The sequence below is a fragment of the [Clostridium] fimetarium genome, from assembly GCF_900111235.1.
Lineage (GTDB): Bacteria > Bacillota > Clostridia > Lachnospirales > Lachnospiraceae > Clostridium_N > Clostridium_N fimetarium.
Map to the genome: position 1 here is coordinate 38,449 of NZ_FOJI01000015.1, position 23,971 is coordinate 62,419.

The following is a 23,971-nucleotide window of genomic DNA, read 5'->3' on the forward strand; positions in this document are numbered from 1 at the left end:
CCATAGAGATTTAAATTTTCTGAGGACTCTGAACTTTTCTAAGCAATAATTATTAGTTCTCCTACTGTTGCATAATAATCACCGTCAATTTCAGTAATATAAATAGTTTGTTTGCCAATTTCTTTTCCATCTTTCATTGCTGTAACGGTTATTTGCGCTTTTTCTACAACTCCTTTTTGAACACCCTGAGAAGCCCCCTCATATTCAAGATTTCCTTCTATCTCTTCATTGCCATTGAGGGGAATGAGCGGCGACCAATAAAGGGTGTCACCAGTTTGTCTAGAAATAGATGTCCCTTCAAAATTTACAATGCCTGTTTCCATATTCCAAGTAAGCAGTTCACCATAGTCAATCGTAACTTTTATACTGTCCGGTTTCAATGAATCACTGTCACTATCATTAAAATCAAAGCTAAATGGTAGTCCTGGAACGCTACTTATTAATGGACTATAGTTAGCGAGCAGCACCTCCACTTTTGGTGTCAACACAGTCGAAATGGCATCCTCCTTATAATTCACGCTAAGATTAGTTCCCTCTACTTCCGCAGCATACACCGTCAGAACAAATCCACTAAACACCTGTTTTTTTGCCGTTGATATAGGATTCTTATTTTTGGGATTATCATTCTGAACCTGTGTTTCGGGATAAGCCGAATGATTTTGCATAATGTTTCCTCCTTTAAAAAGTAAGACATAAAATACTACTGCAAGGAGCAAACAAACTGCTAGTGGTTTATATACCTTCTTCATACTAAAAGTCTTCTTTTCCTGATGTACTTCTGATTCAAGCTGTATTAAAATTTTTGCCAGCATTCGGTTTTTCAAAGCATCATCTGGTTCAATTTTATTCCAAGAGTTGATTATTTGTTTATTCTTCATCAAATTCACCACCTAACTTTTTTCGAAGAATCAATCTCCCTTCATGAAGATAATTACGGATTGTCGATTGGGGTTTTTGGAGCATTCCTGCAATTGCTGTGCTTGTATAACCTTCGTAATAATATAGATAAATCACTATTTTATACTTGTCTGGCAAAGTCATGACCACCGCTATAGTTTCATCTATTTCAAAATGTGATTCAATACATAGATTTTCGTGATCTTCAAGTTGCTCTTTTTTCTGCCACCAATGCCGAAAATGGTCTTTGCAAATATTTGTAGCAGTTACAATTAGCCAAGCCTTTTCGTGCTCTTCATTTTGAAATTTACAATTGTATTTTAATAATTTCACAAAGGTATCCTGTACAGCATCTTCCGTATCGGCTTTATTTTTCATATAGGTAAAACAAATGCGGTAAATTGAATTTACATGACGATTATATATTTCTCCAACTTCTTTGTCCGTACGAAACAAAGATTTTTCCATTTGAATTCCCCCTTTCACTGATAATACGATTGAGCAGCCTAAAGTGTCGGGTTATTAACGAATAATAATAAAAGCCTAAATTGCCACTAAATTGCCAAAGTAACTTCCCCCCTACCCTACTCGAAAGCTGAAGTTACTTTGGCAATTTCTTATTTATTATGGTGGAACAAATCATATTATCTAACTACTACTCCCAATAATTTCACAATATCTGACGCTTGGTATTCATTAATTATTACACCCTTTAACTCAATCAAGCTATCCGACAAAGCCACTGCTCCTATTTGACTATTTGTAAAATCTATTCCTTTAAGCATAGTTTTAAAAAAACTAGTATTTAAAAATTGTGCATTTACAACCTCAAAGTTCTTTTGTGTACACTCGGATATATTAGCATTTGATAAATCACTATCGCTAACCATCACCCCATTAAAATTTGCTCTATTTAAATTTGTGTATTGAAAATTCGAGTCACTAATTAGGACGTGCTTCAAGCTAGAATTATACATATCTATACCAAGACACTTACATGATATAAATTCACATTTATTGAAATATGAATTTTGAAAATTACTATTAGAAAAGTCACACTTTATAAAGATAACATCTACAAAGCTCGATTTTTCGAAATCACAGTTAATAAATTTGCAATTTTCTAAAACGGTACCATTCATACTTATTTTATAAAAGTCTACCTTTTCGCAATAATTTTCTTTTACAATAATTTTTTCAATATCTATATCTTCTTCTCTAAAGCTAATACTATATGACATCAAATTTTCTACATCGACCAATACCTTCGGTATATTAGGCTTTATAATTTTCATGATTTTCCTCATTCCACTCATTATCTATCTGTTCTCCACAAAATTCCTGCAGCAATTTAAGCTGAGGTTTTTTTAGCAATATAAATATAATATTAATCATCATCAGTGCAAGAATAAAGATAAACAAAATAAATATACCGGCTCCAATGTCTTTAGTCAATATCAAATAGCCGCACAAACATACTTCTCCAATGATAAATGGAAGTAATATACAAAAAAAAATGTGACTAATTTCTATTTCTTTTTTTTGCCTTTTTGTGAATAACTCTACTGTATAGTCTCTATTTTTTCTAATATTTTTTGCTTTTTTCTTTTCATATTTCATATAAAGTCCTGTCTTCAGAACGCCTATTTTTTTTGATTTATTATAAGTACTTCCATATAAATCGCCTAAACCTCCACACCTCTCTATACAATTGATTATTGCTACTAAAAGCAAAGCAATAGCAAAGATTAACAGCATTCTAGGTATAGTCGTATATGTTTTATGAAAATCCATTCCTTGTATTAAAGCAAATAAAATACTGCTTAATATCACTAAAATCAGCCTAATTTTCCCTTTATACTTGGCATGCTTATTTTTACCGTTCTTAGCAATTTGCTTCCTAAAATAATAATCAATAAAAAAATCAAGTACCACTGTGCTCACTGCAATTCCAAATGCATATATTATGCTTATTTTGCTTCCAACTACAACTGTTCCTTGAATCCTCAGAACATTATATGAAACCATGAAAAATATACTAATAAACAATGCTGTAGCGGAAATACCAACTAGTCTTAGCGCCATATAAAAAACAAAGGAATGATAATTAATCCCTTTTAATATATTGTTGCAAAAGATTTTGATATCTTTGCCGATTACTTCTTCAGGTACTCTTCCATTTTCTTGAGCCGTTAATAAAAGATCTAATATTTCTTCCAGGCACTCCTCTTTTTTTTCATACATACTATCACTACACTCAATATACTGTTGTATTGATTCAAATTCATTTAAATATTCCCCTGTTAACTTTAACTTATATTCAATCTGATTTTTTTTCATGTTTTTCCCCATCCCCTAAAATAATAGAATTTGCTCTTTCTGTAATATCTAGATAAGTTTTCTTGAATTGTTCTAAATACGCCTTACCCTCTTCGCTAATCCTAAAATATTTTCGCTTAGGACCATATGGTGATTTACCTATTCTGCATACAATCAAATCTCTTTTTTCCAGTCTTGTTAAAACTGGGTATAATGTCCCATCTTGAATATCATTAAAGCCATAATCCGCTAGCACAGATATAATCTCATAGCCATAGGTTTCCCCCGCTGCAATAATAGCAAGAACACAACCCTCAAGTATTCCCTTCAACAATTGTGATTCTTCCAATTTTATCTTCCTTTCTTCCAACTACTATGTATATCTAAGTAGCTATTTATTATTTATACAATATCTACTCTGTATTGTCAAGTAGATACGCTGAATTTAGTGAGTCAGTAGATATTCTAAATTTATTGAATCATATTAACAAGAAATATGATATTAATATAATCGTTTACAGTGAATTAAACAGAATATTATTAAAGTTTTCTTTATAATTGATTTGATATTATATTTTCTCCTCTAATTGTAATTAAATTTGACATTAATATAAGAAAAAGATAAAATATTATTAAGGTTAAGGGTGCACATACATAGTTTTATACTTATATTTCATTGAATTGCTCCCTATTACAAAAAATCAAATGCCATATGTAATTGTATTATGTGGCTAAAGGAGGAAAGTATTATGGATTTTTTATTAAGCGGTGTACTTGCAATCACATGGCAAGAGATCGTAATGTATCTAATTGGTATTTTGTTAATTTACTTAGCTATCAACAAGAATTTTGAACCTGCTTTGCTTTTGCCTATGGGATTTGGCGCTATATTAGTAAACATCCCACTTTCTGGTGTATTAGACCAGACGTTAGCTGGTATCGGCAATACTAGTGGTATAATTGAATGGCTATTTCATGTTGGAATAAAGTCCTCTGAAGCGATGCCACTTCTCTTATTTATAGGAATCGGAGCAATGATTGATTTTGGTCCACTTCTTTCTAATCCTAAAATGTTTCTTTTCGGAGCAGCAGCACAATTTGGTATTTTCTTTGCCATCTCTGTTGCTACATTATTAGGATTTGACTTAAAGGACGCTGTTTCTATTGGTATTATTGGAGCAGCGGATGGTCCTACTTCTATCCTTGTATCACAAATTTTAAATTCTAATTATATAGCGCCCATTGCTGTCGCGGCTTACTGTTATATGGCTCTTGTTCCAATCATACAACCTTTTGCCATTCGATTAGTAACGACTAAGAAAGAGCGACTAATTCGTATGCCTTATAATCCAAGTAATATTTCGAGAACGACAAGAATATTTTTTCCTGTTATCGTAACTTTTATTGCTGGTATGATTGCTCCTGCATCTGTAGCATTGGTTGGTTTCTTGATGTTCGGAAACTTACTAAGAGAATGTGGTGTACTCAAAAGTTTATCTGATACAGCGCAGACATCATTAGCGAACTTGATTACGTTGCTTTTGGGTCTTACTATTTCTGCAAGTATGACAGCTGATAAATTTGTTACACCAGCAACTTTTATGATTATGGGTATTGGACTGATTGCATTCATATTTGATACAATTGGTGGCGTTCTATTTGCAAAATTATTGAACTTGTTACCTGGACAAAAAGTGAACCCAATGGTTGGAGGCGCAGGTATTTCAGCATTTCCAATGTCAGCTCGTGTTATTCAAAAGATGGGTCTAAAAGAAGATCCAACCAACCATCTTTTAATGCCAGCAATTGGTTCCAATGTTGCAGGTCAGATTGGATCAGTCGTTGCCGGTGGTGTTGTACTTAGTATTTTAAGCACGATATTATAGTAATCGTACACAATAGAAAGGAGTCTCTATAATGATAGAACAATTATTAAATAGCGAAAGATGGAGTAATTTTTTAATATCTTTAAATATTATGTGGAAGGGAATGCTTGCAATTTTTATAGTACTTGGCATTATTTCAATTATTGTTATGATAATGACAAAGTTACAAAAAGATAAAAAAGATAAAATAGAATAATTAAAGAAAAAAATTGTATATAATATTATTTCAAAAAAAAATCCGTTTCCACTATGCAATGCATAGCAGAAACGGATTTTTTCTTACTCAATCACTTCTTTATAACTATAAAGTATTTGTATTTCTACTCTTCTGTTCTTACTTTTGCCCTCAAGCGTATCATTTGATGCTACAGGATTATTTTCGCCTAATCCTGCAGGTATTAGTCTAGAACGATCCACCTGACAATTCTCATCTAGATATTGAGCAACATTAGCCGCTCTTGCTGCAGATAGCTGCCAATTAGAAGCATAGATACTATTATTTATAGTTACATTATCTGTATATCCATTAACTACAATCGTATTATCTATTGTATTCAATTCAACAGCTATTTTTTTTAAAGCTTCCTTCATATTATCTTTTAGTACAGCCTTACCACTATCAAAAAAAGTACCACTTGGGAATGTAATAACCAAACCACTTTCTTTAATATTAATTCCAATATCTCCACCTACATTAATTGTGGATATAATTTTATCAATATTTTCTTTTACACCTTTTATTTGTGACTGTTCCGATTTCTGTTCACTTGATTGTGTTGATGGATTAGTTGACGAATTCGTAGGAGATACTGTTGCAGCTTCTGTTGCGGCTTGTGTCTCTACAGGCACGCCACCCTCCAAGAGACCAACGCCACCATCCAGTATTGAATAAGCAGTACCCGAACCATTTCCCAGTGCTGCATTAAGCGAACCAGATACAGCCGCAAGCTTTTCGGAATTTATATTACTCATTGCAAATAGTACTACAAACAATACAAATAACAAAGTAAGCATATCTGCATATGTAAGAAGCCAGCGCTCACTATTCCCCTCTTTGTGTTTTTTCTTTTTCATCCTCTAAGTATCCTTCCAAATGCTCTCGGATCAAAATTGGGTTGCTTCCGTTTTGAAGCATTATAATTCCATCAAGCATCATGTATTTTGTTACAGTTTCATCGCCATCTAATTCTTTAAGCTTTGTTGCTATTGGGAGCCACAATATATTAGCCGAAGCAATACCATATAGTGTTGCAATAAATGCAGTCGCCACCTTACCACCAAGAGCCTCCATATCGTTCAAATCGGCAAGTACGTTAATCAGACCCAAAACAGTACCAACAACTCCCATCGTTGGAGCATATCCACCTGCGGCCTCAAATATCGAAATTCCCTTTGAATGTCTTTCTTCCATATTGCTAATTTTAGTCTCTAATGTATGCTTCATATTATCCAAATCTGTACCATCTATTACCATCTGTAGACCCGTAACAAGAAAAGGATCCAAATTCTCACCACTAGTAATTTTCTGTTCAAGTGACAACAATCCATCTTTTCTTACAAGTACAGCTAATTCTTCAAAATATAACAAAATTGCATTTCTGTCCTCTTTATGTGTTGTAAATGCTATTTTTATCAGTTTCGGAATCTTAACAAGTCTTTTAGCTGGAAATGATACACCTAGAACAGCAAATGTTCCACCAAATATAATCAAAGCAGACGTCGGCGAAATAAGTTTCGTTACAATTCCCTCTTCCAAAATAAAGCCTATAACGAGTACCGCGAATCCCAAAATCAAACTGCCAATTGATACTATATCCATATCAAAGTTCCTCCAAGTTTTTCTTACGTAATAAAATATTTTAAAATATAACAAAAAAGTCTATAATAACAATTATACTTTGTATAATTTAAATAGTCAACAATTTATACCCTTAGGTTTTAGAATATAGGCATAAAAATAGGGATAGAACCAAATTACATCCTAAAAACATATTTATAAGATGATTTTTAATTCTATCCCGTTTATTATTTTGAAAGCTTAATTTATATAATTAATATCTCATTGGAATCAATTCCATATAGTCTTGTAATGAAGCATCATTTAAAAAGCAATCTATAATCTGTTTTCCTAGTGGTTCAAGATCTGGAGTAATAAATTTAACTAATTCCTCTTTAAAGAAATCTGTTAATATCTTTGCGCCAATATCATAAGCTTCGATACCGATTTCTCCTTGCTTTTCAGGTTGTAAAAATGCTTTTCTGATATATTGACCGTCTACTTTTATGGAATCAAGACAATATCCTAATAATGTGCAACGGGCTTCAACCAAATGTTCTTGTTTGAACTTTGCTCCGCCACGGCGCGCAATATATTCTCTTGAAATCCATTCAGGCATGAAACCTACGTCGTAAGCTCCAATGTGCTGATTCGGAATAATAATATATCTTGTACTTGTTGAACTACAAATCTGCTCTAACAATAAATTTGCCTGTTTAACCATCTTACCAGTAGCAAATGGCCAATAAGAACCAACGCCTTCGCTCTTCAGTGCGTTGCCTGAATTATCAACAATACTTGGATTCTTAAATCCTCTTGGTGCTACAAGTCTCCAAATCCATGCAAGTGCAGGTGGAAGTACATGCATCATACCCAATATTCCGTATGTAGGATCAGACTTTGTACAAGCTGGACATCTAACGCCAAAGCTTCTTACATCAACTTCAACTGTTCCATCAACAATATCCGGCACCATATTTCTTGGAAATATTACTCTTGGGTTAGGACATGGTTTTCCGTTTGAGTCAAGTGTATGCTCCCAAGGAATACAAGTTGAATTAGGAGTGCCTTGTAAATTAATAAATACAAGTGGCTGACTTGGTTGCATAAAAAGTCTTTCATAAGAAGGATTTTCACCATATGCAGTAATGCTATCTACTCTTAAGAACCAACCTGTCTCAGCATCGCCAACAACAAGCTTGTTGCTTTCATTTTGCATCTTAGGATGGCAAAGCGCCATATCATCCGTTACTGGACGTAATTCACATGTTTCAGAAATTCTAAGGTAATTCTTTTCACCTGTTACGGTATTTTTTCCTAATAAAACTCTGTCATCTGCTTCTCTATGAACTTTTTCAAGCATCTCGCTCTTACCACCGCCAGATGCACCTTCGTGCATAATTACGATTTCATTATCATAAGGAGTGATTACCTTAACAGCTGAAGCATGACAGGTTGTCCAATCTTCTCTCTCACCAATATTGAGTAATACGCTGTATACACCCTTTTTAGCACTTGGCCCTGGATACAAGTTATATGAAAATACTTCATGAACTTTTTCTAATCTATTGTGAACGCAAATCTGTTTTCCTTCAAAGTGTGTATGACGGAAAGGGGGAGCAAGATAAACAATTGCTACAGGCTCAAAAGGTGCTTTAATATCATCGATATTGAGACGACCCTGTAAATCGGCAAGTGCTAGCGCAAAGTGGCCTGCGTTGGCTGGAGCGATAAGAATTGAAGGATATCCGTACTTTTCGCCACCTGAAAGGAAAGGTAAAACAATCAGTTCCTGTTTCTTTAACCATGCAAATGTTTCTTTTCTTAAGCCATCAAATTCATATCCGTATGTGTCATTGAATTTTGGTTTATCAGTTGGCTGATCGTCGGCAACGATAAGACTGTCTGGATCACGGCGACGCATATAATCATCAGGGTAGTTAATTACAACACCATTCTTGCATCTTGTTACAGTGGCTTCAACACGGTTGCCAACACCTGGGATTTCATATTCAACATTGTATTCATCTTTATCATCGCTTCCAAATGAGAGAGCTAAAAGTTCCTCTCTAGTTTTTGGAAATATTAATTTTTTGCTGCTAGTTAATATGTCCATTACATCATCATCTAATTTGATTTTACTTAAATATTCGTTCATATAAACTCCTTCCCATCTGCCTTTGCAGTCTCTCAAGTATAATTTAAAATAGTGATTCACATTTTATTATTTAAGCCGGTATCTTTGGATTAATCCTTGGATATCGGCTTACTTACAACTTATTTATTTCTAATTTGCTTTGTCTTCCGAATGATTTAGTTTGATTATTGCTTTTATATTTCATATCATTTTTTGATTTATTTCACTGGGTTTTTATTCCAGCAATAAGAAGATACTTTAATTTACCTCTCAAGTTTTATATTATATGTCATTAATTCATGCATGTCAATATAATATTGATGAGTTCTCACCTTTCTAATATGATGGGTTCTCACCTTTGTGAAATTCTTAATAATTTAGATTGTTTGCTTGGTTATTCCCCATACGACTCTATTTACATACTCTGTATAGGACAATATAATTCTAAGTACTTTATCAGATACATTGGAAACACTATAATCATCTACTTCTCTTAATGTATCTTTTTGTTGTGTTTCTAACACAATAAGTCCTTGCATTATTCTTTGTTTTGAAAGACCAACCATCATAACTGTGGTTTCCTCCATTGCCTCTGGTCTTTCGTGACATTGTCTAATATTTAGCGCTTTTATCCCTAGAATTGAGGATTCTTCACTTATGGTTCCACTATCACTTAATACAGCTTTTGCATTTAGTTGAAGTTTAATGTAATCATTAAATCCAAATGGTTTAATTGTTTTCACAAGTGGATTTAATTGAATACCCATTTCGTAAATCTTTTTTCTGGTTCTAGGATGGGTACTAACTATAATTGGTATATTATATTTTTCAGCGATTGCATTTAGGCTATCTACTAATTCTACAAAATTTTGTTCTATATTAATATTTTCTTCTCGATGAGCTGATACAACAAAGTACTCATTTGCTATAATGTCTAATTTTTGTAATATATCAGAATTTTCAATTTCTTTTCTTCTGGAAGTAATCACTTCATACATTGGACTCCCAGTTTTAATAATTCTATCTGATGGAAGTCCTTCTTTTAGAAGATATTCTCTTGCAATATTGCTATAAGGTAAGTTGATGTCTGATATATGATCCACAATTTTTCTATTTGTTTCTTCTGGTACTCTTTGATCAAAGCACCTATTCCCTGCTTCCATATGAAATATAGGTATATGCCTTCTCTTTGCAGCAATTGCGCATAAACAACTATTTGTGTCACCAAGTATCAAAAATGCATCTGGTTTTACCTTTTCCAATATAGGATCAATTTTAATTAAAATATTACCAATTGTCTCAATTGCGTTATTGTTAGCTGCATCAAGAAAATAATCAGGTTTTCTTAGATTTAAATCCTCAAAAAACACCTCATTTAATTCATAGTCATAGTTCTGACCTGTATGTACAAGTATATGTTCAATTACTTCTGATTGTTCTAGCTTATTAATAACTGCTGACAAACGTATAATTTCTGGACGTGTTCCAACTACAGTAACCACTTTTAATTTTTCCATGTCTACTCATCTCCTCTTGAAATGTCAACCTTAAATTGATACCTCCATATAGTAAGTATCAGGCTTATCACGGTTAAAGAATTCATTTGCCCACATAATTGTAACCATATCCGTTTTTCCTAGATTTTCAATGTTATGAGTATATCCTACAGGTATATCAATAACTTCCATTTTTTCATCCGTCACAAAGTACTCTATAATTTTATCTGAGTAGATATTTCTAAGACGAATAACACCAGTTCCACTTACCACTAGAAATTTTTCATGCTTCGTATGATGCCAGTGGTTACCCTTTATAATTCCTGGTTTCGAAACATTTACAGATATTTGCCCTCTATCTGGCGTCTTTATAAACTCAGTAAATGAGCCTCTATTATCAAAATTCATTTTAAGCGCATAACTAAACGAATCTTCTTGCATATAACTCAAATATGTACTGTATAGTTTTTTTGTAAATTCATCCGACACTTTGGGAATTGTCATATAGATACGGCTATCCTTAAACGAATAGATTTGTGATGCAAGTTCACCAAGTGCAACTCTATACACTACAGGGATTTCATAAAAAACTCCTTTTCTATTTTCCTTTTCTTTCGTTACACGAATTAATTCTGCCACTACATCATCTATATATGCTAAATTTAAAATATAATTAGGATCATCTACATTTATAGGCAAATTGTGAGAAATATTATAACAAAATGTCGCGACCACACTGTTATAATTTGGTCTGCACCATTTCCCAAATACATTAGGGAATCGATAGATCAATAATTTTGCACCCGTATCTTTTGAATATTCAAGCATTAAATCCTCCCCTGCCTTTTTACTTTTTCCATAAGGATTATCTAAAACTGCTTGGATTGATGAGGCCAACATAATGGGGCAAGTGTTTTTATGTTTTTTTAGTGCATCTAACAGGGTAACTATAAACTCATAATTGCCTTTCATAAAATCTGCATTATCACTGGGCCGATTGATACCCGCTAGATTATACACAAAATCAGCATCTCTACAATAATTATCTAACAAATAAGGTTCTGTATTGATATCATATGTATATATTTCATCTATTTCCAATTCATTTTTCAGCTGTGCGATTAAATTTTTTCCTATAAAGCCACTGGCTCCCGTTATTAGAATATTCATTTTATATCCAGCCTTTCAACTCATTATTCACATAGTCAAGTTTCAATAGCATTTCTTTGATTTCTACGACATTTAAATTTTTAGTATTATTTGAGTTATATTCGTCCTCATTCGAAAGCTTCTGGCTACCTTCCACGAAATACTTATCGTAATTTAAATCTCTCTTATCGGCAGGTACACAAAAAAAGTCGCCTCTATCCTCTGCTACAAAATATTCTTCTTTTGTGAGAAGTGTTTCATATTGTTTTTCTCCATGGCGTGTACCAATAATCTTAATGTCATTCTTTGCTTTAAATAATTCCTTTAAGGCTTGTGCTAAGTCCCCAATCGTTGATGCAGGCGCCTTCTGTACCATGATATCGCCGGCCTTCGCATTTATGAAGGCATATATAACAAGTTCTACTGCCTCGTCAAGACTCATTAGAAATCGTGTCATGCTTGGATTGGTAATTGTAATTGGTTTTCTTGACTTAATTTGATCAATAAAAAGTGGTATTACGGAACCTCTAGAAGCCATTACATTTCCATAACGAGTACCACAAATTGTTGTTTTATCATTGTCTACAGTCTTTGATTTTGCAATAAATACCTTTTCCATCATTGCTTTCGAAATACCCATTGCATTGATTGGATAAGCTGCTTTATCAGTTGATAAACAAATTATTTTCTTCACTCCACATTCAATTGCTGTTGTCAAAACATTGTCCGTTCCTATTACATTTGTCTTAACTGCTTCTAATGGGAAAAACTCACAAGATGGAACTTGCTTCAGCGCCGCTGCATGAAATATATAGTCAACCCCATACATGGAATTTTTAATTGACTGTAAATCTCGTACATCTCCTATGTAAAATTTCACTTTATTATTGTTATATCGCTTTCGCATATCCTCCTGCTTTTTCTCGTCTCTAGAAAATATTCGGATTTCGCCTACGTCTGTACACAAGAAACGATCTAATACTGCATTTCCAAAACTGCCAGTTCCTCCAGTAATCAAGAGTGTTTTATTAGTAAACATTTAATTACCCCATTTTTATAAAAATCTATATATTTTATAGTATGAATAATATTTTTTAATGGAACTATCGCTTAACTCATTAATTTACAAAGTCTGACAAATATCGTAACCAAATACAGGCTAATAGCATAATATACTATAGAAATAATATAAAAAGAATGGAAGGTGATTTTATGAATTTCATAGATCTCTTTAGATTTTTTCTAATACTCATAGTACCTGGTATGATTTCTGCTGTCATTTTCGGCTTTATTGCACGTTTGAGACAAGAACCAACAATCGCGACTACTTTAATTTTTGATTTTTGGATTTTTATAATTATGATAACAGGATTGTATTTCTTCAAGGGGATTGTAAATATGCCTGGTCTTATAGCAAGTTTTGAATGCTTGAGCTTTACTAGACGATATGCTCTCCTTAGTGTTTTTATTGGAATTAATCTTGCAATTATGTCTGGTTTTATATACAGATTATTTTTTAGATGCAGATGGAGAAGAAGAAAAACTAGCTAACTTATTTCATGCTACGAATAGTACACTACACTAAAGTCGCCTTTACATTATTTTATTGTAAAGGCGACTTGAATTGTATATCACTGATTCATTCACCTTACACTTTTACTTTTCTCTTTTATCTTTAACTTCTTCTATATATTTTATTATTTATAATTTTTGTCTCTTGATTCAATGATAATGCTACTAATGCTGTAGTTGGTCCTTGTGCCCATTGGTTTGAACCATAATCCTGTGGATATATTCCAAATCCAGTACATTCAGCCGAGGAATCCATTACCACTCCGTTTTCAATTGAATGACTAATCGCAAGAAGTCCCAAATTTGAATAATGTAAAAAGGATCTATTTAAAATTCCTATCATTACTCCTCTTTTAATTGCATAAGATATCATCGAAGTTGCGGAAGTATCAACATGACCCTCAAATGCAGTTAACTGCCATTTATAATAGCCGCTATTCGTCTGATACTTTACTGTCGTTTTTATGATTACTTCAAATTGATATCTGAGTATTTTATAATATGGATTTGTTGACGAAATATATTCTAGGCTATCAATCATTCCAATTAACAACCAACCTACTGCTCTTCCCCATCCGATAATCCCATGTTTAATATTCCCTTTAATGTTATAGCCATGATATGGAAGCGAAGTTTTGCTGTCAAAACCATACTTAAGATAATTAATCATTTGATTTATCGCTAAATCTATAGCCATTTGATTATGATATGCTTTCCCATATCTGCATAAAAATGGACAAATCATACCAACACTTTCAATATAAACATCATCAAAACTTTTTCTATATAGAAGGCTTCCACTTTTGTCTTTTGGATGTGCAAATAAATAATCTTTGATTTTTTCAATCGTATTCTTATATTTATCATTTGGTGTCAATTCATTCAAATATATAAGTGTATATCCATTTATGGCATTCTCAAGACTATTTATTAAAGCACCGCTTTTTGTCCATTTGTCGAAATATTTTTGCAAGCTATTTAAATCTTGAATATCTTTATCAATCGAATACGACCATTCCAATGACTGTGCTAAAAGACCATTTTGCCTAAAATAATGATCTATTTTCTCATCTTTTTTAGTGCTTGAAGTATTATTTATAAATGAGATTATCTGATGTTTCATGCTTACTACTGGATAAATGCTCAATTGTATTCTTGTATTTTTTGTTAATTCACTAATGAATGCCATTTTTTTATTTTTTTCGCTATATCTATCTGTATTAAAATCATTTACTTGTTCAAATGAGTTTTCTTTATTCCTTGTAAATTTATTCGTTTCTTTTGCAATCAAATTCCTAGCCTTTTTTAAAAATGTGATTAATAATAAACAATGAGTATAATAGAATTCTTTGACTTTCTCACCTATTTTGGACAAGATAATATTTGACAAATATGCAAATTCTTCTCTTTGTCTCAATATCACATAAAAAATAATATTAGAAATGCTTAATATCAAAAAACCCATTATAATAATATTTATTAGCGTAATATTTACAAGAACAACCGTATTGAGTAACCCCAAAATGGCAAACACAAAACTAATCGTAAAAATATATGTAATGGAATCTATAAAATAGTATTTTGCATCCTTATTAAAAATCATTTTATAGATAATAAATGGTTTTGTTACATTAGCAATTAACCCTGCTACTATGGTTCCTATAAAAACTCCCTTAAGTCCAATAAATTGTACCAATATGATTGATAGAACCAAATTTACAACTGCCTGTGCAATTGATATGTATTTATCAGCATCAAATATTCCAGCTGCTGATTTGAAATTATTGATAACAGTACGATGTCCTTTAAAATAATAGTCTACCATGATTAATATAATTGCTGATTTATCTATAATCATATTGGGGCCCAGCCAAATATTTATAAACGGCGTCAACAAAAAAACAAAGAATAATAATGACAATCCATAAACCCAGAACCCTAAAAATCTATATACCTTAAATAAAAGGTATTGTCTTTCTTTATTCTCCGTTGCTATCAAATTGCCTAGTCCTGAAATGACAGAATTAAATACTATATTTATAAATACATTCACTGTATTTATTATCAAATTATAATTAGAAAGTATAGCGACACAAGTTATATTAATAAATGATGATATTATAATATTGTCTGTTTGATTGATACTAGTTTCACCAATTTTGTGATATAGCAATGCAATTATATTTTTTTTAAATACTTTAATTTCCTCTTTAGACAGATTACCATTACTTTTTTCCAGAAGATATGGGTATAATTTATTAAAATATATGTACACAAATATCTTTTGAATTAGTCCTATTACAGCACCCGCCAATAAATATATCAAAAAGCTCTTGCTTACTATCAATATGATTATTTGGGCTATTAGAATTGTTAAGGATGTAATTACTTGTATATTAATTTGTATATAATTTTTTTGTTCTGCATTCGTCAAACTATATTTATAGGACACAAAATAAGTACTTACCGTATTAAATAGAAAAATCAAGTAAAATATATTTAATTGGTCTAGCGTTATATCTCCTGGATTTTTGATTATATATTTCAAAAAAGGAATTATTAATAAGCCTAGAGCTGTAATAATAATCGCAATAATCCTATAAACCTGTTTATATAGCTGCATGAGAATTTTGATTTTTTCAAGATCTTTATCAACGACTGGCTTATATAAACTATAACTAATTGCAGTACCAATTCCTAGTTCTGCTAAAGACAAAACGGATAATACATTTGTATATAAACCATTGATACCAAGATAATTAACCCCAAGAATATGAATCAAAAATGTCCTTGATACAAACCCTAATATAATTGACGCAAAGTTTCCTAATGTACCAAATAATATATTACGAACTGCATTTTCAATTCTCCCCATATTATTTCCCACTTGTTTCGCTTCCCATAAGATATTTTACACTTGACGAACATGCGATTAATAACATTATGATACTCATCATTTTTATCTCTCCAAGTAGAACATTCACAGTATATCCAATTAATATAGGTGTAATCCATATATATTTTTTGATACTTGTTACTTTTCTTTTTCTAAATACCAAATACATAAATATAAAATAAGAGATAAACCCATATCCCAATATCCAATAGAAATGTCCATTATGTGGAGCAAACTTTAAGCCATTTACTAAGGTTACTCCGCCCTTTCCAATTAATATAAATTCAAAGAAGTTTACACTTTGAATGACCGTTTGCCAAATCACGAATCTAGAATCACCAGAATTATTGCTAATTCTTTCAAGAGATTCCATAGCAATTCCTGTTTCTAAATAATTAGGAATTTGTGGGATAATTTTATATAGAGCAAATAAAGCGATCAGGAATAATACTATATTAATCGGTGTTATTTTATATTTTTTATTATGATTACCTTTAAATAAATCAAAAAGCTTTACAATCAAATATAGTCCAATACTGATACCAGAAGATAAAAATGCACCATTACTCATGCAAGCTATCAAAACAAAAAGCAATGATAATAAAGAAAATATTTTGATGAAAAAGCTTGTTTTTTCATTACACCATAAATACAAAACGATAGCATTCATCATATACCCTATATTATTGGCATCCATCCAAATAAATGTATATCTATAATTTACAAAGTCCTCAGCTATGTTGGCATTAATTTCAGAACGGGGATTCCAAAATAAAACTACCTTTTGGAATAAATTTTTGTCTATGTTAAAAAATGCAGCTAAAATCACCACAAATAAAATAAAAACAATCAAAAAATTTTTAATAACAAACGGATATTTGTTTATATAATATAAAAACATAAAATAATATAAAAACATGGATGTATATAATATTAAAAATACTACATTTTTGTAAGCATATTGAGGCGCCAAGATAACGCTAAAAACCGTACTTAAACCCATTAAAATAAATAAAGCAAAAAATAATTTATATTCTAATTTGTATTGATCATTATTTCTCAATAATTTATATTTTTTAAAAAACCAATAAAATATTAATGGCATTGTATATGGAATCGATACTAGCCATAAGTATGGTAGGAAAAGGCAATCAATAATACATATAAAAAAGACAAATTTATCAAATAAATATTCTTTATTTTCAGGAAGACTTTTTATTAATTCATTCATAAGATACCTTTCTCTTTATTTTTTTATTACTAATCGCTTATAAATTTATATATTTTTTCACATTGCTTTCTCCACGTTTTATTCTCACTCACAAATTTCCATGCTTTTAAAGCTTTTTCACTTAATTCGCCGAGCGACAAAGACATTATTTCATTGATTTTATCTGCTAATATGATTGGATCATTACTATCAACGAAAAACATGGTATCCATATAATCATCCGTAAACCCATTTAATTTTGTTGTAAGAACCGGTGTTCCACTAATCATATATTCAAAAATTTTTGATGGGAAAGTCACCTTCGAAATCAGATTCTCAATTGGTCTTGGATTTATAAGTAAATAAGCTTCCCCCTGTATCTTTTTCATGGTGTTATTATCAACTTTCCCATGATATTTTACATTTTGAGTTAGATCTGCACACTGCATAACATACTCCATTATTTGCCCACTACCATAAATATCAAGCACAACCTCTTTGTCACTTACATATTTCATAGCCTCAATCAAGTTGATAATTCCACTATATTCAACTAGTGCACCTGAATATACGATATTCTTTCTTGAAAATGTTTTGATAGGGATATCCATAATGTCTTCAAAGCCTGCACCGCCTTCAACGATAATATACTCTAATCCTGGTGCATATAAATCAACTGCATGCTTATTTAATGCAATGATTTTATCACAGCACAAAATTGCTTTTCGTGTACTATAATCAAAAATTTTTCTTAATAAAATATAAAGCCCTTTTTTCCCAACATTATCATCAATGGGCAAGTCGGCTAGCAAGGATACAATCTTACATCCATATTTTTTTTTTAACCATTTAGCCGGCAATCCAATTTGTGGAAACATATTAAATGTAAATATTATATCTATTCTCTCTTTTTTAATTATCTTTTTCGCCGTATTATAAGTTGAAATCGTTTCAAAAAATTGTTTAAGAATAGGTAAATTAATGAACCCCACTTTCAAACTATAAAATTCATCAAATAAGCGAATTGATTGTTTTTTTACAAACATCTTTCCTCTAGGATATGCAGCAGTTGGGTAAATCGTTATACATTTTATATTCAAATCTTGATACAGCGATAAATTTTCAAGTACATTAATTTGCATTTTATTTCCAGCTATAGATGCTCCATATAAATTTAACGCTTCTTCTTTATTAATTGCATATCCCAAAAATAGTATATTTGTCACTTTTAAAACTTCCATATGTCTTTTCACCATAGATTCAATGGTATATTGCCTTACTATATCTATATTATTGTTTGCCATTTTTAACCTGAGCGCATCATCCTCTAATATTAAATTCACTTTTTCTGTTAATGCTTTTTCATCTTCTACCGGGGTAATAAATCCATTTTCAAAGTTCTTTATAAGTTCAATTCCTGCCACACACTTATCTGTCGTTATAACTGGCAATCCGTATGCCATGGCCTCGTTCACAACCAAACCCCAACTGTCTCCCCTTGTTGGAAGCACAAAAACAGTAGCCATTAAGAAATACTTTTTTAATTCTTCCTTTTCTTTAAATTCAATAAAATGAACATTACTTAAGCCCAAATCTTCTATGATTTTTAAATATTCAGTTGTAGGATTGCCACCAATTATATATAAATCTGCATTATTTATATATTTACATGCCTTAAGTAATACATCATAACCTTTACTATTTATAAATCGTCCAACCGATAGGATTACATTTTCTGCTGTTATACCGAGTTCTTTTCTAATAATTTGTTTTTTATGATTTTCTATAAAATCACAGCAAATATCATTTTCTTTAATAGATGTAAATGGGTATCGATATATTTTTTCTTTTTTTACGCCATAAGTTTTCCAATAATCATCATGGCTGATTGACGTACTAAAATATAGTTCTGCCCCCTGAATCAAATGCTTTTTCAAGCATTCTTTAACTCCCTTGCCACTCTTAGCAAAGCCTCCATCACCTTCTAAAATATATCGGATTTTTCGTAATTTCATATATTCGATTGCCATTATTCCAGTTGGTGTTGCGATATTAGTAACAATAATATAATCATATTTTTTCTTTTTCAAATATTTAAATATTTGAAAACAAATGGTCTTATCTACATCAACTTCTTTTCCATCCATAATAATTCCTTGAAAATTAACAAAGTTATAATTTTTCCAACTTATATCTCGTTCAGTTGATGTAGCCATTTCAAACAAAACTGTTAGTTCACAAAGCTTACCCATCTCACAAAAGAAATCGACCCTATATGGCGACGGTATATTCGTTATCCATAAAATTTTCATCTACATTCTCCATTTAACAGCCCTCATATAATTCCAAATATTTTTTGTAGCAGCTATTTTTATTATATTGCTGAGCTTTTTTTACACATTCTAAAATATCGATTGACTCTGTTTTAAATTTTTGAATTGCATCAATATATAATTGGGTAGTAATATCCTCTACAATGATTCCACATTGTTCATTAATCAGTTCAGGATTTGCCGAGTATTTGTTAGAAATCACAGGAGTTCCACATGCAAGTGCTTCCAGTGATACCATTCCAAAGGTTTCTTCTATGGAAGGATTAAGAAATAAGTCTGCGGCTGTATAAATTTCAGCCAATTCCATTAAATCATTTGTTCTTTGAATCACTAATATATTACTCGAAAGGTTATTTTTTTGCTTCTCGGTAATTCCAACAAGTACTATTTTGTAAAAATTATCTAATCTATCTGCCAATTCATTGAATAGCCACAAACCTTTTCTGTCATGCCAAATTGATGCTACTCCAAGAATAATTGTTTTATTTTCTAGATCGAATTTTTGTCTAAAATCACTTTCTGTTGGTTTGAATATATCCAAATCAATTCCATTTGGTATGACTTGAACATCATATTTATTTAAATAAGATTGCATCACCTCAAACTTAAGCCAATTAGAGACAGTTGTTATTTTTAAGTTCTCAATTCCATTAAATAATTCTTTTTTAAAAATGTAATTTTTTTTAGAATTATCACGAAAGATACTTGCCGGATATAGATTTCTTTGAATACAATCGTAGCAACAATCTTTCCATTTACTACAACCAACATATGTATAATAAGCACAATGCCCTGTGAATGCCCAACAATCATGTAATGTCCATATCACAGGTAATTTCATTTCTTTTATATATTTAAATAATAAATCTATATTGATGTAACTTCCATGGATATTATGAAGATGTATGATATCAGGATTATAAGCTTTGCACTGATTAATGAATTTTATCGTTGCTCTTTTAGAACCAAAGCCTTGTAGATCTAGTAATCTAGTTTTTATTACATGCGCATAAACATCAAGTTTACCGCCAATTCTAATATTTTTAACGGACTCATCTGTACAGTCTCTTCCATATGCGATACATGCATCATTTCCTGATTCCACAATTAGCTTATATAAATCAACACAGATTCTGCCTGTACTACCATATCCACAATCAGAATTAATTAGTAACACTTTCATAATACTCCCACCTGCCTCTTTATCGGCACTTAACATCAAACTATTGCTCCCGCTCTGTCACTTCAGCGGTACCCAATTAATATATCAAAAATTTTGTTTACTTTGATTTTCCGCGAGATAAACCGAAATGTTTGTATCCCTGCAATTGTGATTATAATAACAATAATTGGTATAAATAATGTGAAATACCAAAGCTCAAACCGATTAAATAAATTTGTTATTATCCCTGCAATTGGCATGTGTAATAGGTAGAGTGAAAATGATATTTTACCAATATCTACAAGCCAATTTGCTTTCTTTAACATTAAGCAAAAATAGGAAGCCCCAAAAACGAATGCCATAGCTACCAATTCTGCAATAAATGATGCATATTTCCAATAAGAAATACTTACTCCATTTATTAGATAAATAATCAAAAACAAGAAATATATACTTGTTATGCATAAAAACCATTTCTTACAAAACAAGACTAACTTTTCTAGCAAATGATACTTCTTAATCAACAATCCTAGTATAAAATAAATTGACCAATTGAATGGATTTATATATGGATATATAGGTATTAAATCTAAGCCTGTTAAAACAATACTTATTATTGATAGAAACATATTGAAAAGCAGAAAACATAAATTATTCTTTAGCTTCCAAAATAGCAGATAGAAAATCATTAATATCGTTAAGTAATATAGATGGCTATGTACCATAAGGGTACTGACCCAGTTATAAATATTAACACCACCTTTTCGAAGTGCAACATAAAAAAAAAGTAATGTTCCACAAAAAATCCACGGTATTATAATGGTACTTACTTTAGCACTTAAAAATTGTGTTGTTGTTTTGTTAGTATTCAAAAAAAGGTATCCTGAAATCAAGAAAAATATGCCCACACCAATTGAACCAATACTACTAAGAATTAATGAAAACAGTATACCAAAAAAAGTATTGTTTGATATTATTCCAACATGCGCTGATACTACACTATATAACGCAATTGCTTTCATAATGTATATACAATCTCTTTCTTGAAAAATATCAATATTAATCATATATTCTCCCATCTGCTATGCAAATGTAATTCGAATTATCAAGTCGCAATTAAAATAATTAATATTCAAGTCCTCTTTTTTCCATAATTAATCACTTTCCCTAATTCAATATAGGCAAATCCCTCTTCACAAGTATTTCTAATTTCTTCCTTTTTACTATTAGATTGTTTTTTGTGATTTGTATCAGAACTTTTTATTATTTTAGTAGTCAAAATTTGCTTACTGCATTTCAAAATATAGGTATCCGTATTTCCTATTATCTTAGCTGGGACTCCCGCAACTACAGAATTTTCCGGAATACTTTTTGTAACAACGCTCCCAGCTCCGATAATTACATTGTCACCAATTATTACATTAGGCAATATCAAAGATTTTGCACCAATAAATACACTGTTACCTATAACAATTTTACCAACTTTCCCATAGCCTAAATAGACTCTAGTCGATTGATCATGAGCAAGAAACTGAACATTATTTGCCACTGTCACATCATTTCCTATACTGATTAAGTAGCAATGTGATGGATCAAACTTTGTTGCTGTTTGTCTATAAAAATTGTAACCGATCTTCATTCCTCTTTTTAAATAGTAAGATGTTGGTAAATCTCCATAGCAGATAAAATTTATAGTTTCGAAGATATGTGTTAATATGAACCTCTTTATTGCTTTCATAATCACCTCTATTTTATATAAGGCTTGATTATATGACATACTATTTCCATTATCATTATTAATCTTAACATCACTTAATTTACCTTCATTTGTTTTAGTATCATTATTCATTAAATTTTCACTTTTAAAATGCTCCATTATAATGTCATAGCTTCTTTTAGTAGTATATTTTTCCAAAAAAAGTTTATACCCATTTTCTCCCATCAAATCTCCGTTTTTTTCTGATGCAATGACTTTTTCAACCGCTAAATCAAAACTGCCTATATCACCATTGTATGCTTTTGCACCACAACCTGCGGCTTCAATGATATCGCCAATATCAGTAGCACTATCTGTAGCTGAAATAATTGGAGTTTTTGCTGTAAGATAAGTTAATAATCTAGAAGGGAAATTTGGTACACTACTATTTTTACTTAATAAAATAAGTCCAACATCACAAGCTTGAACTATTTCTGTAAAATCTGTTTTTTTAATCCAAGGTAATATTTTTGCATTCGAATAAATGTTACTAATCAAATTGAATAAATAAAGGTACTCAGTTCCTGCACCTATTATGAGAAAATAAAATGAATTCCTTTCTTGATAGTAATTAATTATATCTACCAAAAAATCTACTCCTTGCGCTTTTCCAAGATTTCCCCCATATACAAAAATCATTTTATCTTTTGGTAAATCATATTTTTCTCTAATCAAATCTCTTTCAACACATTCAAGATTTCGAATTTTTTCACTGTTGGGGCATACCTCGATCACTTTATTGCTTAAATATTGATTATTTTTTCTAATAAAGTCTACATTTGCATCTGACATACAGCCTATATAATCCGAATTTTTATATGTTATTTTTTCTAATAATCGAAAAACAGACCATACAATTCCACCTTTACGCATTTCACCCAAATCGACTGCATCTTGTGGCCATATATCTTTTAAAAGAAGATATAGTTTTGAATGATATAACTTTTTCAATAAAATAACACTCAAAGATAAAGTAATAGGTGGTGTCGCAAATAAAATCAAATCAAATTTCTCTCTTTTAAAATATCTATGCATTGCATATATGATTTTAGGTCCTGCAAGAAATGAAAATATCACTTTTAAATACTTATTTCTTTTTTGTATATTACCTGACTTTACACGTAGTACTTGAATATTATCTTCATATGCCAAGAATGTTTTTTGATTATTTACCCTTTCATTTACTGCCGCAACCGTAACTTTATTACCATTCTCATAGAACTCTTGCGCTAAATCTGAATACAGATTATACTCCCCTACTTTGGGCCATGCGATTGTTATTAATAATACGTTCATATTGATTATTATCCTTATTTATTAATATCTTGCTTTACTAATATCTTTATTTTATTATTTAAATTATTATATCTTGATTTAATTA

At 31.0% G+C, this 23,971-nt stretch carries 20 protein-coding genes; 3 read left to right on the forward strand and 17 right to left on the reverse strand.

All coding sequences use genetic code 11. The annotated features are described in order from the left end of the window. Positions 1–38 precede the first annotated feature (38 nt). The 5 genes from BMY18_RS16505 to BMY18_RS16525 all read right to left on the reverse strand — a co-directional run bounded on the left by BMY18_RS16505 (position 39) and on the right by BMY18_RS16525 (position 3,565). A complete protein-coding gene (locus tag BMY18_RS16505; RefSeq protein ID WP_092456142.1) occupies positions 39–878 on the reverse strand; it encodes a hypothetical protein in 840 nt (279 codons plus the stop codon). After that, complete coding sequence (locus tag BMY18_RS16510; RefSeq protein ID WP_092456145.1) at positions 868–1,365, reverse strand: RNA polymerase sigma factor; 498 nt, start codon at positions 1,363–1,365, stop codon at positions 868–870. The genes BMY18_RS16505 and BMY18_RS16510 overlap by 11 nt, the downstream gene beginning before the upstream one ends. A 176-nt stretch (positions 1,366–1,541) precedes the next feature. Next, positions 1,542–2,192: a pentapeptide repeat-containing protein gene (locus BMY18_RS16515; RefSeq protein WP_170841453.1), complete on the reverse strand. Its 651-nt coding sequence runs from the start codon at positions 2,190–2,192 to the stop codon at positions 1,542–1,544. Beyond that, positions 2,173–3,237 carry a DUF1048 domain-containing protein gene (locus BMY18_RS16520; RefSeq protein ID WP_170841454.1) on the reverse strand — a complete coding sequence of 355 codons (1,065 nt, stop codon included), beginning with the start codon at positions 3,235–3,237 and terminating at the stop codon, positions 2,173–2,175. Before BMY18_RS16520 ends, BMY18_RS16515 begins: the two co-directional genes overlap by 20 nt. Next, entirely contained in the window at positions 3,218–3,565 is a 348-nt protein-coding gene (locus tag BMY18_RS16525; protein WP_092456154.1) for a PadR family transcriptional regulator, read from the reverse strand. Before BMY18_RS16525 ends, BMY18_RS16520 begins: the two co-directional genes overlap by 20 nt. Positions 3,566–3,965: 400 nt before the next feature. On the opposite strand from BMY18_RS16525, the gene BMY18_RS16530 reads away from it, so the two are divergent. Both BMY18_RS16530 and BMY18_RS21175 read left to right on the forward strand, forming a co-directional pair. After that, positions 3,966–5,102: a sodium ion-translocating decarboxylase subunit beta gene (locus BMY18_RS16530; RefSeq protein WP_092456157.1), complete on the forward strand. Its 1,137-nt coding sequence runs from the start codon at positions 3,966–3,968 to the stop codon at positions 5,100–5,102. Positions 5,103–5,133: 31 nt separating this feature from the next. Beyond that, positions 5,134–5,298 (forward strand): hypothetical protein, encoded by a 165-nt coding sequence (locus BMY18_RS21175; protein ID WP_170841455.1) that lies wholly within the window; start codon positions 5,134–5,136, stop codon positions 5,296–5,298. Positions 5,299–5,381: 83 nt separating this feature from the next. Here BMY18_RS21175 and BMY18_RS16535 read toward each other — a convergent pair whose 3' ends face one another. The 6 genes from BMY18_RS16535 to BMY18_RS16560 all read right to left on the reverse strand — a co-directional run bounded on the left by BMY18_RS16535 (position 5,382) and on the right by BMY18_RS16560 (position 12,700). Further along, positions 5,382–6,176 carry an OmpA/MotB family protein gene (locus BMY18_RS16535; RefSeq protein ID WP_092456160.1) on the reverse strand — a complete coding sequence of 265 codons (795 nt, stop codon included), beginning with the start codon at positions 6,174–6,176 and terminating at the stop codon, positions 5,382–5,384. Then, positions 6,145–6,921: a motility protein A gene (locus BMY18_RS16540; RefSeq protein ID WP_092456163.1), complete on the reverse strand. Its 777-nt coding sequence runs from the start codon at positions 6,919–6,921 to the stop codon at positions 6,145–6,147. Before BMY18_RS16540 ends, BMY18_RS16535 begins: the two co-directional genes overlap by 32 nt. A gap of 232 nt (positions 6,922–7,153) precedes the next feature. Continuing rightward, entirely contained in the window at positions 7,154–9,037 is a 1,884-nt protein-coding gene (locus tag BMY18_RS16545) for a DUF4914 family protein (protein ID WP_092456166.1), read from the reverse strand. A 356-nt stretch (positions 9,038–9,393) separates the two neighbouring features. Beyond that, a complete protein-coding gene (wecB, locus tag BMY18_RS16550) occupies positions 9,394–10,533 on the reverse strand; it encodes a non-hydrolyzing UDP-N-acetylglucosamine 2-epimerase (RefSeq protein WP_092456169.1) in 1,140 nt (379 codons plus the stop codon). 30 nt (positions 10,534–10,563) lie between these two features. Then, positions 10,564–11,682 (reverse strand): polysaccharide biosynthesis C-terminal domain-containing protein, encoded by a 1,119-nt coding sequence (locus BMY18_RS16555; protein WP_092456172.1) that lies wholly within the window; start codon positions 11,680–11,682, stop codon positions 10,564–10,566. A 1-nt stretch (position 11,683) separates the two neighbouring features. Continuing rightward, complete coding sequence (locus tag BMY18_RS16560) at positions 11,684–12,700, reverse strand: polysaccharide biosynthesis protein (protein WP_092456176.1); 1,017 nt, start codon at positions 12,698–12,700, stop codon at positions 11,684–11,686. A gap of 173 nt (positions 12,701–12,873) precedes the next feature. On the opposite strand from BMY18_RS16560, the gene BMY18_RS16565 reads away from it, so the two are divergent. Then, the gene (locus tag BMY18_RS16565) at positions 12,874–13,212 is read left to right on the forward strand and encodes a hypothetical protein (RefSeq protein ID WP_092456179.1); all 339 of its coding nucleotides are present in this window, start codon (positions 12,874–12,876) and stop codon (positions 13,210–13,212) included. A gap of 124 nt (positions 13,213–13,336) precedes the next feature. Here BMY18_RS16565 and BMY18_RS16570 read toward each other — a convergent pair whose 3' ends face one another. The 6 genes from BMY18_RS16570 to BMY18_RS16595 all read right to left on the reverse strand — a co-directional run bounded on the left by BMY18_RS16570 (position 13,337) and on the right by BMY18_RS16595 (position 23,886). Then, positions 13,337–16,108 carry a glycoside hydrolase family 88 protein gene (locus BMY18_RS16570; protein ID WP_139197314.1) on the reverse strand — a complete coding sequence of 924 codons (2,772 nt, stop codon included), beginning with the start codon at positions 16,106–16,108 and terminating at the stop codon, positions 13,337–13,339. 1 nt (position 16,109) lies between these two features. Next, complete coding sequence (locus BMY18_RS16575; RefSeq protein ID WP_092456185.1) at positions 16,110–17,360, reverse strand: hypothetical protein; 1,251 nt, start codon at positions 17,358–17,360, stop codon at positions 16,110–16,112. Between the two features lie 29 nt (positions 17,361–17,389). Further along, on the reverse strand, positions 17,390–19,651 hold the full coding sequence (locus BMY18_RS16580) for a glycosyltransferase family 4 protein (RefSeq protein WP_092456188.1): 2,262 nt from the start codon (positions 19,649–19,651) through the stop codon (positions 17,390–17,392). A gap of 13 nt (positions 19,652–19,664) precedes the next feature. Further along, positions 19,665–20,891: a glycosyltransferase gene (locus tag BMY18_RS16585; RefSeq protein ID WP_207647454.1), complete on the reverse strand. Its 1,227-nt coding sequence runs from the start codon at positions 20,889–20,891 to the stop codon at positions 19,665–19,667. 26 nt (positions 20,892–20,917) lie between these two features. Continuing rightward, the gene (locus BMY18_RS16590) at positions 20,918–21,901 is read right to left on the reverse strand and encodes an acyltransferase family protein (RefSeq protein ID WP_170841456.1); all 984 of its coding nucleotides are present in this window, start codon (positions 21,899–21,901) and stop codon (positions 20,918–20,920) included. Between the two features lie 65 nt (positions 21,902–21,966). Beyond that, positions 21,967–23,886, reverse strand: coding sequence for a glycosyltransferase (locus BMY18_RS16595; RefSeq protein ID WP_092456194.1), 1,920 nt, complete (start codon positions 23,884–23,886; stop codon positions 21,967–21,969). Between the last annotated feature and the right edge of the window lie 85 nt (positions 23,887–23,971).

What these genes read in the sequence shown, in the direction of transcription:
- BMY18_RS16505 (WP_092456142.1), bottom strand. Translation starts at nt 878, where the DNA reads ATGAAGAATAAACAAATAATCAACTCTTGGAATAAAATTGAACCAGAT.
- BMY18_RS16510 (WP_092456145.1), bottom strand. Translation starts at nt 1,365, where the DNA reads ATGGAAAAATCTTTGTTTCGTACGGACAAAGAAGTTGGAGAAATATAT.
- BMY18_RS16515 (WP_170841453.1), bottom strand. Translation starts at nt 2,192, where the DNA reads ATGAAAATTATAAAGCCTAATATACCGAAGGTATTGGTCGATGTAGAA.
- BMY18_RS16520 (WP_170841454.1), bottom strand. Translation starts at nt 3,237, where the DNA reads ATGAAAAAAAATCAGATTGAATATAAGTTAAAGTTAACAGGGGAATAT.
- BMY18_RS16530 (WP_092456157.1), top strand. Translation starts at nt 3,966, where the DNA reads ATGGATTTTTTATTAAGCGGTGTACTTGCAATCACATGGCAAGAGATC.
- BMY18_RS21175 (WP_170841455.1), top strand. Translation starts at nt 5,134, where the DNA reads ATGATAGAACAATTATTAAATAGCGAAAGATGGAGTAATTTTTTAATA.
- BMY18_RS16535 (WP_092456160.1), bottom strand. Translation starts at nt 6,176, where the DNA reads ATGAAAAAGAAAAAACACAAAGAGGGGAATAGTGAGCGCTGGCTTCTT.
- BMY18_RS16540 (WP_092456163.1), bottom strand. Translation starts at nt 6,921, where the DNA reads ATGGATATAGTATCAATTGGCAGTTTGATTTTGGGATTCGCGGTACTC.
- BMY18_RS16545 (WP_092456166.1), bottom strand. Translation starts at nt 9,037, where the DNA reads ATGAACGAATATTTAAGTAAAATCAAATTAGATGATGATGTAATGGAC.
- wecB (WP_092456169.1), bottom strand. Translation starts at nt 10,533, where the DNA reads ATGGAAAAATTAAAAGTGGTTACTGTAGTTGGAACACGTCCAGAAATT.
- BMY18_RS16555 (WP_092456172.1), bottom strand. Translation starts at nt 11,682, where the DNA reads ATGAATATTCTAATAACGGGAGCCAGTGGCTTTATAGGAAAAAATTTA.
- BMY18_RS16560 (WP_092456176.1), bottom strand. Translation starts at nt 12,700, where the DNA reads ATGTTTACTAATAAAACACTCTTGATTACTGGAGGAACTGGCAGTTTT.
- BMY18_RS16565 (WP_092456179.1), top strand. Translation starts at nt 12,874, where the DNA reads ATGAATTTCATAGATCTCTTTAGATTTTTTCTAATACTCATAGTACCT.
- BMY18_RS16570 (WP_139197314.1), bottom strand. Translation starts at nt 16,108, where the DNA reads ATGGGGAGAATTGAAAATGCAGTTCGTAATATATTATTTGGTACATTA.
- BMY18_RS16575 (WP_092456185.1), bottom strand. Translation starts at nt 17,360, where the DNA reads ATGAATGAATTAATAAAAAGTCTTCCTGAAAATAAAGAATATTTATTT.
- BMY18_RS16580 (WP_092456188.1), bottom strand. Translation starts at nt 19,651, where the DNA reads ATGAAAATTTTATGGATAACGAATATACCGTCGCCATATAGGGTCGAT.
- BMY18_RS16585 (WP_207647454.1), bottom strand. Translation starts at nt 20,891, where the DNA reads ATGTTAAGTGCCGATAAAGAGGCAGGTGGGAGTATTATGAAAGTGTTA.
- BMY18_RS16590 (WP_170841456.1), bottom strand. Translation starts at nt 21,901, where the DNA reads ATGATTAATATTGATATTTTTCAAGAAAGAGATTGTATATACATTATG.
- BMY18_RS16595 (WP_092456194.1), bottom strand. Translation starts at nt 23,886, where the DNA reads ATGAACGTATTATTAATAACAATCGCATGGCCCAAAGTAGGGGAGTAT.